Source organism: Bradyrhizobium sp. P2_E8 (assembly GCF_056403875.1).
Genome location: NZ_JBFUES010000195.1, coordinates 1 through 9,433 on the forward strand (window position 1 = coordinate 1; position 9,433 = coordinate 9,433).

At 64.9% G+C, this 9,433-nt stretch carries 7 protein-coding genes and 1 pseudogene; all 8 read left to right on the forward strand.

Annotated features, from left to right (window positions below; genetic code table 11):
* Positions 1-948 (forward strand): ADP-forming succinate--CoA ligase subunit beta (sucC, locus tag AC1D00_RS13455; protein WP_477011002.1); only part of this gene is annotated, 948 nt, incomplete at its 5' end.
* Positions 949-952: 4 nt separating this feature from the next.
* Positions 953-1,432, forward strand: a complete 480-nt coding sequence (locus AC1D00_RS13460; protein WP_135178808.1) for a DUF1579 family protein — start codon at positions 953-955, stop codon at positions 1,430-1,432.
* A 34-nt stretch (positions 1,433-1,466) separates the two neighbouring features.
* Positions 1,467-2,351 carry a succinate--CoA ligase subunit alpha gene (gene sucD / locus AC1D00_RS13465; RefSeq protein ID WP_025575976.1) on the forward strand — a complete coding sequence of 295 codons (885 nt, stop codon included), beginning with the start codon at positions 1,467-1,469 and terminating at the stop codon, positions 2,349-2,351.
* Positions 2,352-2,488: 137 nt separating this feature from the next.
* Positions 2,489-5,446: a 2-oxoglutarate dehydrogenase E1 component gene (locus AC1D00_RS13470; RefSeq protein WP_135178809.1), complete on the forward strand. Its 2,958-nt coding sequence runs from the start codon at positions 2,489-2,491 to the stop codon at positions 5,444-5,446.
* 178 nt (positions 5,447-5,624) lie between these two features.
* The gene (odhB, locus tag AC1D00_RS13475) at positions 5,625-6,866 is read left to right on the forward strand and encodes a 2-oxoglutarate dehydrogenase complex dihydrolipoyllysine-residue succinyltransferase (protein ID WP_477011003.1); all 1,242 of its coding nucleotides are present in this window, start codon (positions 5,625-5,627) and stop codon (positions 6,864-6,866) included.
* Positions 6,867-6,933: 67 nt separating this feature from the next.
* Complete coding sequence (locus tag AC1D00_RS13480) at positions 6,934-7,683, forward strand: SDR family oxidoreductase (protein WP_167771541.1); 750 nt, start codon at positions 6,934-6,936, stop codon at positions 7,681-7,683.
* Positions 7,684-7,720: 37 nt separating this feature from the next.
* Positions 7,721-9,121 carry a dihydrolipoyl dehydrogenase gene (lpdA, locus tag AC1D00_RS13485; protein WP_477011004.1) on the forward strand — a complete coding sequence of 467 codons (1,401 nt, stop codon included), beginning with the start codon at positions 7,721-7,723 and terminating at the stop codon, positions 9,119-9,121.
* A 34-nt stretch (positions 9,122-9,155) separates the two neighbouring features.
* A pseudogene (locus AC1D00_RS13490) lies at positions 9,156-9,433 on the forward strand (hypothetical protein); the annotation flags it as partial.

Below are 9,433 nucleotides of genomic sequence, written 5' to 3' on the forward strand. Positions count from 1 at the left end.
AAGCAGATGCTGGGCGCCACGCTGGTGACGATCCAGACCGGCCCCGCCGGCAAGCAGGTCAACCGCCTATACATCGAGGACGGCTCCGACATCGACAAGGAGTTCTACCTTTCGCTCCTGGTCGACCGCGAGACCTCGCGCGTCTCCTTCGTCGTCTCGACCGAAGGCGGCGTCAACATCGAGGACGTCGCGCACAACACGCCGGAGAAGATCGTCACCTTCTCGGTCGATCCCGCGACCGGCATCATGGGCCATCACGGCCGCACCGTCGCCAACGCGCTGAAGCTCTCCGGCGATCTCGCCAAGCAGGCCGAGAAGCTCACCGCGCAGCTCTACGCGGCGTTCGTCGCCAAGGACATGTCGATGCTGGAGATCAACCCGCTGGTCGTGACCAAGCAGGGCCAGCTCCGCGTGCTCGACGCCAAGGTGTCGTTCGACGACAACGCACTGTTCCGTCATCCTGAAGTGCTCGCGCTGCGCGACGAGACCGAGGAAGACGCCAAGGAAATCGAGGCGTCCAAGTACGACCTCAACTACGTCACGCTCGATGGCAACATCGGCTGCATGGTCAACGGCGCCGGTCTCGCCATGGCGACGATGGACATCATCAAGCTCTACGGCATGGCGCCGGCGAACTTCCTCGACGTCGGCGGCAGCGCCAGCAAGGAGAAGGTCGCGGCCGCCTTCAAGATCATCACCGCCGATCCCAACGTGAAGGGCATCCTGGTCAACATCTTCGGCGGCATCATGAAGTGCGACGTGATCGCCGAAGGCGTCACGGCCGCCGTGCGCGAGGTCGGCCTCAGCGTGCCGCTGGTGGTTCGCCTCGAAGGCACCAATGTCGAGCTGGGCAAGAAGATCATCCGTGAATCCGGTCTGAACGTGGTGCCGGCCGACAATCTCGACGACGCCGCGCAGAAGATCGTGAAGGCCGTCAAGGGAGGCTAAGGCCATGGCCCAAGACCATCTCGCCGCATCATCTCCGCTCGCAGAGCACACGCGCCTCGCCGCGTTCGCCGGCGAATGGGATGGCGAAGAGGTGGTCTTCCCGTCGCGCTGGACGGCGGGCGGGCCGGCCACCTCGCACGTCGTCGCGCGCATGGACCTGAACGGGTTCTACCTGATCCAGGACGCAATCCAGATGCGCGACGGCAAGCAGATCTTCGCCACCCACGGCCTCTTCACCTACGACCGCGAGGACCGGACCTACAAATTGTTCTGGTACGACTCGCTCGGATACACGCCGCCCTCGCCCGCCTCCGGCGGGTGGGTCGGCAAGACCCTGACGCTGGTGCGCGGCTCGCTCCGCGGCAATGCGCGCCACGTCTACGAGATCATCGACGACAATTCCTACTCGTTGAAGATCCAGTTCTCGCCGGACGCGGAAGGCTGGGCTGACGTGCTCACCGGCGTCTACCGCCGCATCCACTGACCTCTCACTCGTTAGTTTCGCGAAAGCAGACCTCATGTCCATCCTGATCGACAAGAACACCAAGGTCATCTGCCAGGGCTTCACCGGCAAGAACGGCACCTTCCACTCGGAGGCCGCGCTTGCCTACGGCACCAAGATGGTCGGCGGCACCTCGCCGGGCAAAGGCGGCGCGACGCATCTGGGCCTGCCGGTGTTCGACACGGTGCGCGAGGCGCGTGAGAAGACCGGTGCCGATGCGTCGGTGATCTACGTGCCGCCGCCGGGCGCGGCGGACGCGATCTGCGAAGCCATCGACGCCGAGATCCCGCTGATCGTCTGCATCACCGAAGGCATTCCTGTGATCGACATGGTCCGCGTGAAGCGCTCGCTGGCCGGTTCCAAGTCGCGCCTGATCGGGCCGAACTGCCCGGGCGTCATGACCGCCGGCGAATGCAAGATCGGCATCATGCCGGCCAACATCTTCAAGACCGGCAGCGTCGGCATCGTCTCCCGCTCCGGCACGCTGACCTATGAAGCCGTGTTCCAGACCTCGCAGGAAGGCCTCGGCCAGACCACCGCGGTCGGCATCGGCGGCGACCCGGTCAAGGGAACCGAGTTCATCGACGTGCTGGAAATGCTGCTCGCCGACCCCAAGACCGAATCGATCATCATGATCGGCGAGATCGGCGGTTCCGCCGAGGAGGACGCCGCCCAGTTCCTCAAGGACGAGGCCAAGCGCGGTCGCAAGAAGCCGATGGTCGGCTTCATCGCCGGTGTCACCGCCCCTCCCGGCCGCCGCATGGGCCATGCCGGCGCGATCATTTCGGGCGGCAAGGGCGACGCCGGTTCCAAGACCGACGCGATGAAATCGGCTGGGATTACAGTGTCGCCGTCTCCCGCCCGCCTCGGGCACACGCTTGCCGAAAAGTTGAAAGGCTAATTCACTTCTTCGTACTTTTCCGGGCGAAGTTTCGCAGCAAATAGGGTAAATGGTGCCAATCGCGCTGGGCCTCTGCCGGGGAGCCCAGCGCCAGCGCCGTTTGTTATGCGCGAACCGAAATCGCCAGGAACTCAAGTATGTCTCGCCAAGACGCGAACGCAGCCTTTGCCCTCTCCTCCTTTTTGCAGGGCACCAACGCCACCTACATCGACGAAATCTACGCCCGCTACGAGAAGGACCCGTCCTCGGTCGACGCCGAGTGGCAGGAGTTCTTCAAGAGCCTGAAGGACCAGCCGGACGACGTCCGCAAGAATGCCGAAGGCCCGTCCTGGGAGCGTGCCAACTGGCCGCTGACGCCGCAGGACGACCTGACCTCCGCCCTCGACGGCAACTGGGCCGAGGTCGAGAAGGCGGTCGGCGCCAAGATCGCCGCCAAGGCGCAGGCCAAGGGTGCCGAGATCTCCTCCGCCGACGTGCTTCAGGCGACGCGCGACTCGGTCCGCGCGCTGATGCTGATCCGCTCCTACCGCATGCGCGGCCACTTCCACGCCAAGCTCGATCCGCTCGGCATCGAAGCTCAGCGCAACCGCGAAGAGCTCGACCCGCGCACCTACGGCTTCAGCGAAGCCGACTTCGACCGCAAGATCTTCCTCGATCACGTGCTGGGCCTCGAATACGCCAACTTGCGCGAGATCACCGCGATCTGCGAGCGCACCTACTGCCAGACGCTCGGCGTCGAGTTCATGCACATCAGCAATGCTGCGCAGAAGGCCTGGATCCAGGAGCGCATCGAGGGGCCGGACAAGGAGATCTCCTTCACCCGCGAAGGTCGCCGCGCCATCCTGATGAAGCTGGTCGAAGCCGAAGGCTTTGAAAAATTCTGCGACACCAAGTTCACCGGCACCAAGCGTTTCGGCCTCGACGGCGGCGAGTCGCTGATCCCCGCGCTGGAGCAGATCATCAAGCGCGGCGGCAATCTCGGCGTGAAGGAAGTCGTGCTCGGCATGCCGCATCGCGGCCGCCTCAACGTGCTGACGCAGGTGATGGGCAAGGCGCACCGCGCCCTGTTCCACGAATTCAAGGGCGGCTCGGCCAACCCTGATGCGGTCGAAGGCTCGGGCGACGTCAAGTATCACCTCGGCGCGTCCTCGGACCGCGAGTTCGACGGCAACCGCATCCATCTGTCGCTGACCGCGAACCCCTCGCATCTCGAGATCGTCGATCCCGTGGTGCTCGGCAAGGTCCGCGCCAAGCAGGACCAGCACGGCGATCCGCCGGACCAGCGCATCTCGGTGATGCCGCTTTTGATGCACGGCGACGCGGCGTTCGCCGGCCAGGGCGTGGTCGCGGAGTGCTTCGGGCTTTCCGACCTGAAGGGCTACCGCACCGGCGGCTCCGTCCACTTCATCGTCAACAACCAGATCGGCTTCACCACCTATCCGCGTTACTCGCGCTCGTCGCCCTATCCGTCGGATGTGGCGAAGATGATCGACGCGCCGATCTTCCATGTGAATGGCGACGATCCGGAAGCGGTGGTGTTCGCAGCCAAGGTCGCGACCGAATTCCGGCAGAAGTTCCACAAGCCGGTCGTCATCGACATGTGGTGCTATCGCCGCTACGGCCACAACGAGGGCGATGAGCCGGCGTTCACCCAGCCGGTCATGTACAAGCGGATCGCGGCCCATCCGTCGACGCTGTCGCTCTATGCCAAGCGCCTGATCGCCGAGGGCGTGGTCACCGAGGGCGAGGTCGACAAGCTGAAGGCCGACTGGCGCTCGCGGCTCGATGCCGAGTTCGAGGCCGGCACTTCCTACAAGCCGAACAAGGCCGACTGGCTCGACGGCAAGTGGGCCGGCTTCAAGATCGCCGACCAGGAAGAGGATGCGCGGCGCGGCGTCACCGGCGTCGACATCACCGCGCTGAAGGATATCGGCCGCAAGATCACCAAGGTGCCGGACGGCTTTCGCGTCCACCGCACCATCCAGCGTTTCCTCGACAACCGCGCCAAGGCGATCGACACCGGCGTGGGCATCGACTGGGCGACCGGCGAGGCACTGGCGTTCTGCTCGCTGCTCAACGAGAACCACCATGTCCGCCTGTCCGGACAGGATTCCGAGCGCGGCACCTTCTCGCAGCGTCACTCGGTCCTGATCGACCAGGAGGACGAGAGCCGTTACACGCCGTTCAACCATCTCGGCCACGAGCAGGGCCATTACGAGGTCATCAACTCGCTGCTGTCGGAAGAAGCGGTGCTCGGCTTCGAATACGGCTACTCGCTCGCCGAGCCGAACACGCTGACGCTGTGGGAAGCCCAGTTCGGCGACTTCGCCAACGGCGCGCAGGTCGTGTTCGACCAGTTCATCTCCTCGGGCGAGCGCAAATGGCTGCGCATGTCCGGTCTCGTCTGCCTCCTGCCGCATGGCTATGAGGGCCAGGGACCGGAGCACTCCTCGGCGCGTCTCGAGCGTTATCTCCAGATGTCCGCCGAAGACAACATGCAGGTGGTCTATCCGACCACGCCGGCCAACTACTTCCACGTGCTGCGCCGGCAGCTGCATCGCGAGATCCGCAAGCCGCTGATCCTGATGACGCCGAAATCGCTGCTGCGTCACAAGCGGGCGGTGTCGCGTCTCGAAGAGCTCGCCAAGGGAACGACCTTCCACCGCATCCTGTACGATGACGCCCAGATGCTGCCGAACGAGGCGATCAAGCTCGTCCCCGACGAGAAGGTCCGCCGCATCGTGCTCTGCTCCGGCAAGGTCTATTACGACCTCTACGAAGAGCGCGAGAAGCGCGGCATCGACGACATCTACCTGATGCGCGTCGAGCAGCTCTATCCGGTGCCGCTGAAGGCGCTGGTGGCCGAGCTGTCGCGCTTCAAGAAGGCCGAAATGGTGTGGTGCCAGGAAGAGCCCCGCAACATGGGTGCCTGGCACTTCATCGAGCCCTATCTGGAATGGGTGCTGAACCAGGTGAACGGTGTGAGCCGGCGTCCGCGTTATGTCGGCCGCGCCGCTTCCGCCGCGACCGCCACGGGTCTGATGTCCAAGCATCAGGCTCAGCTGAAGGCGTTCCTGGACGAAGCACTGAGCTAAGCAACTTTGGACTGAGTCATGCCCCGCGAAGGCGGGGCATCCAGTACTCTGCGGCGTTCGTGCTCATCACCAACGTCTCGGCGTACTGGATTGCCCGCCCCCGTGCGCAACTGCGCACCAGGCGGGCGATGACATATGAAATTTAAGACCGCACCGGCGATCCCTTAAGGAAAAGACCATGACTGAAATTCGTGTGCCGACGCTCGGCGAATCCGTCACCGAGGCCACCATCGGCCGCTGGTTCAAGAAGGCCGGCGACCCCGTCGCCGTCGATGAGCCCTTGGTGGAGCTCGAGACCGACAAGGTCACCATCGAAGTCCCGGCGCCGTCCGCCGGCACGCTGAGCGAGATCATTGCCGCTGACGGCGCGACCGTTGCTGTCGGCGCGCTGCTCGGCCAGATCACCGAAGGCGCCGCTGGCGCGGCCAAGCCGGCCGCTGCTCCCGCCAAGCCCGCTGCCGCTCCCGCCGCCGCGGCTGCTGCCGCATCGGCTCCGGCCGCGAAGGCACCGCCGGCCGACGCGCCGCTCGCCCCGTCGGTGCGCAAGCTCTCGGCCGAGACCGGCATCGACGCTTCGACCGTTCCCGGCTCCGGCAAGGACGGCCGCGTCACCAAGGGCGACATGCTTGCCGCGATCGAGCGCGCCGCCTCCGCGCCGACCCCGGTCAACCAGCCCGCCGCCGCCGTCCAGGTGCGCGCGCCGTCGCCGGCCGATGACGCCGCCCGCGAAGAGCGCGTCAAGATGACCCGGCTGCGCCAGACCATCGCGCGTCGTCTGAAGGACGTGCAGAACACCGCGGCCATGCTGACGACCTTCAACGAGGTCGACATGACCAACGTCATGGCGCTGCGCGCGCACTACAAGGACGCGTTCGAGAAGAAGCATGGCTCGAAGCTCGGCTTCATGGGCTTCTTCACCAAGGCGGTCGTGCAGGCCCTGAAGGACATCCCGGCGGTCAACGCCGAGATCGACGGCACCGACCTGATCTACAAGAACTACTATCACATCGGCGTCGCCGTCGGCACCGACAAGGGCCTCGTCGTGCCCGTGGTGCGCGACTGCGACCACAAGTCGATCGCCGACATCGAGAAGGGCATCGCCGATTTCGGCCGCCGCGCCCGTGACGGCCAGCTCAAGATCGACGAGATGCAGGGCGGCACCTTCACCATCACCAATGGCGGCATCTACGGCTCGCTGATGTCGACGCCGATCCTGAACGCGCCGCAGTCCGGCATCCTCGGCATGCACAAGATCCAGGAGCGGCCGATGGTCGTCGGCGGCAAGATCGAGGTCCGCCCGATGATGTATCTGGCGCTGTCCTACGATCACCGCGTCATCGACGGCAAGGAAGCCGTCACCTTYCTGGTTCGCGTCAAGGAGAGCCTGGAAGATCCGGCGCGGCTGGTGCTCGATCTCTGATCGCTGATGCTCTGCGAGCGCCGTCGCCCTCTCGCGCGACGGCGCGTGTCGAACCATGGAGGGGCGCGTGACGGATAAAGTCGTTGTCATCACCGGCGGCAGCCGCGGCATCGGGCGGGCGACTGCGATCGCGGCGGCCGCACGCGGCTTCCGTGTCGTCGTCGGCTACGCCAGCAACAAGCAGGCTGCCGACGAAGTCGTCGCGCAGATCGCGGCCAGCAACGGCAAGGCCATCGCGGTGAAATGCGATGTCGCCGAGGAAAGCGACATCATCGAACTGTTCAAGCAGGCGGACAAGTTCGGCACGCTCGGCGCCCTCGTCAACAATGGCGGCATCGTCGGCAAGAGCGGCGTACGCGTCGACGAGATGACGGCCGAGCGCATCCAGCGCGTGATGGCGGTCAACGTCACCGGCTCCATCCTCTGCGCGCGCGAGGCGGTGAAGCGGATGTCGACCAAGCATGGCGGCAAGGGCGGCGTCATCGTCAATCTGTCGTCGGTCGCAGCCCGCCTCGGCGCACCCAACACCTATGTCGATTATGCCGCGTCCAAGGGCGCGATCGATTCCTTCACCGTCGGCCTCGGCTATGAGGTTGCGGGCGAAGGCATTCGCGTTGCCGCGATCCGGCCCGGCCTGATCGACACCGAAATCCACGCTGCCGGCGGCGAGCCCGACCGCGCGCATCGCCTGGCCCATATGGTGCCGATGAAGCGCGTCGGCACCGCCGAGGAAATCGCCAACGCCATCGTCTGGCTGATGTCGGACGATGCCTCCTACGTCACCTCGGCCATTCTCGATGTGTCCGGCGGACGCTGACGCATCTTTCCACGCTAAACTCACGGGACTTTCTCTCATGGCTACCTACGATCTCGTCGTCATCGGCACCGGACCGGGCGGTTATGTCTGCGCGGTGCGCGCCAGCCAGCTCGGCATGAAAGTCGCCGTGGTCGAAAAGAACGCAACCCTCGGCGGCACCTGCCTCAATGTCGGCTGCATGCCCTCGAAGGCGCTGCTGCACGCCTCCGAAATGTTCGAGGAGGCCGCGCATTCCTTCGCCAAGATGGGCGTGTCCGTCTCCACGCCGAAGCTCGAGCTTCCCGCGATGATGAACTTCAAGCAGCAGGGCATCGACGGCAACGTCAAGGGCGTCGAGTTCCTGATGAAGAAGAACAAGATCGACGTGCTCAAGGGCACCGGCAAGATCCTGGGCACCGGCAAGGTCGAAGTCTCCGCCGACGGCAAGTCGCAGGTGATCGAGACCAAGAACATCGTGATCGCCACCGGCTCGGACATCGCGCGTCTCAAGGGCATCGAGATCGACGAGAGGCGCATCGTGTCCTCGACCGRCGCGCTGTCGCTGGACAAGGTCCCGGGCAAGCTGCTGATCGTCGGTGCCGGCGTGATCGGCCTCGAACTCGGCTCGGTGTGGAAGCGGCTCGGCGCCGAAGTCGTCGTCGTCGAATTCCTGGATCGTATCCTGCCCGGCATGGACGGCGAGATCGCCAAGCAATTCCAGCGCATGCTCGAAAAGCAGGGCTTTGCATTCAAGCTCGGTGCCAAGGTCACTGCGGTCGACACATCAGGCAAGACGCTGAAGGCGACGATCGAGCCCGCGGCCGGCGGCGCTGCGGAGACGCTGGAAGCCGACGTCGTGCTCGTCTGCATCGGCCGCGTGCCCTACACCGATGGCCTTGGCCTGAAGGAGGCCGGCGTTGCGCTCGACAATCGCGGCCGCGTGCAGATCGATCCGCACTTCGCCACCAGCCTCAAGGGCGTCTACGCGATCGGCGACGTCGTCGCGGGCCCCATGCTCGCGCACAAGGCCGAAGATGAAGGCGTTGCGGTTGCGGAGATCATCGCAGGGCAGGCCGGCCACGTGAACTACGACGTTATCCCAGGCGTCGTGTATACCACGCCGGAAGTCTCCGCCGTCGGCAAGACCGAGGAGGAACTGAAGCAGGCGGGCGTGACTTATACCGTCGGGAAGTTTCCCTTTACCGCCAACGGCCGCTCCAAGGTCAACCAGACCACCGATGGCTTTGTGAAGATTCTCGCAGATGCGAAGACCGATCGCGTGCTCGGCGTGCACATTATCGGCCGCGAAGCCGGGGAAATGATCCATGAAGCGTGCGTTCTCATGGAGTTTGGCGGCAGTGCGGAGGATCTCGCACGCACCTGCCACGCGCATCCGACCCGCTCGGAGGCCATCAAGGAAGCCGCGCTTGCAGTCGGCAAGCGGGCCATCCATATGTAGGCCACGCCCCGAGTCTGTTCGGGCGGGACAACACATGCTGCGCCGCCTTCTTCAACCGGTCTGGGTCCTGCTGGCGATCATCTTTCTGATCGAAGCTTGGCTGTGGGACCACCTCGAACCGATCGTCGCGCGGGTTGTCGCAGCGATTCCGCTCGCGCGCTTCAAGCAATGGCTGACGGAGCGTGTCGATGCGCTGCCACCGGCCATGACGCTGATCGTGTTCGCGGTGCCGATCATTCCGCTGTTTCCGCTCAAGCTGGTCGGCCTGTACCTGCTCACGCATGAATACTGGCTGACCGGCGTATCCCCGTT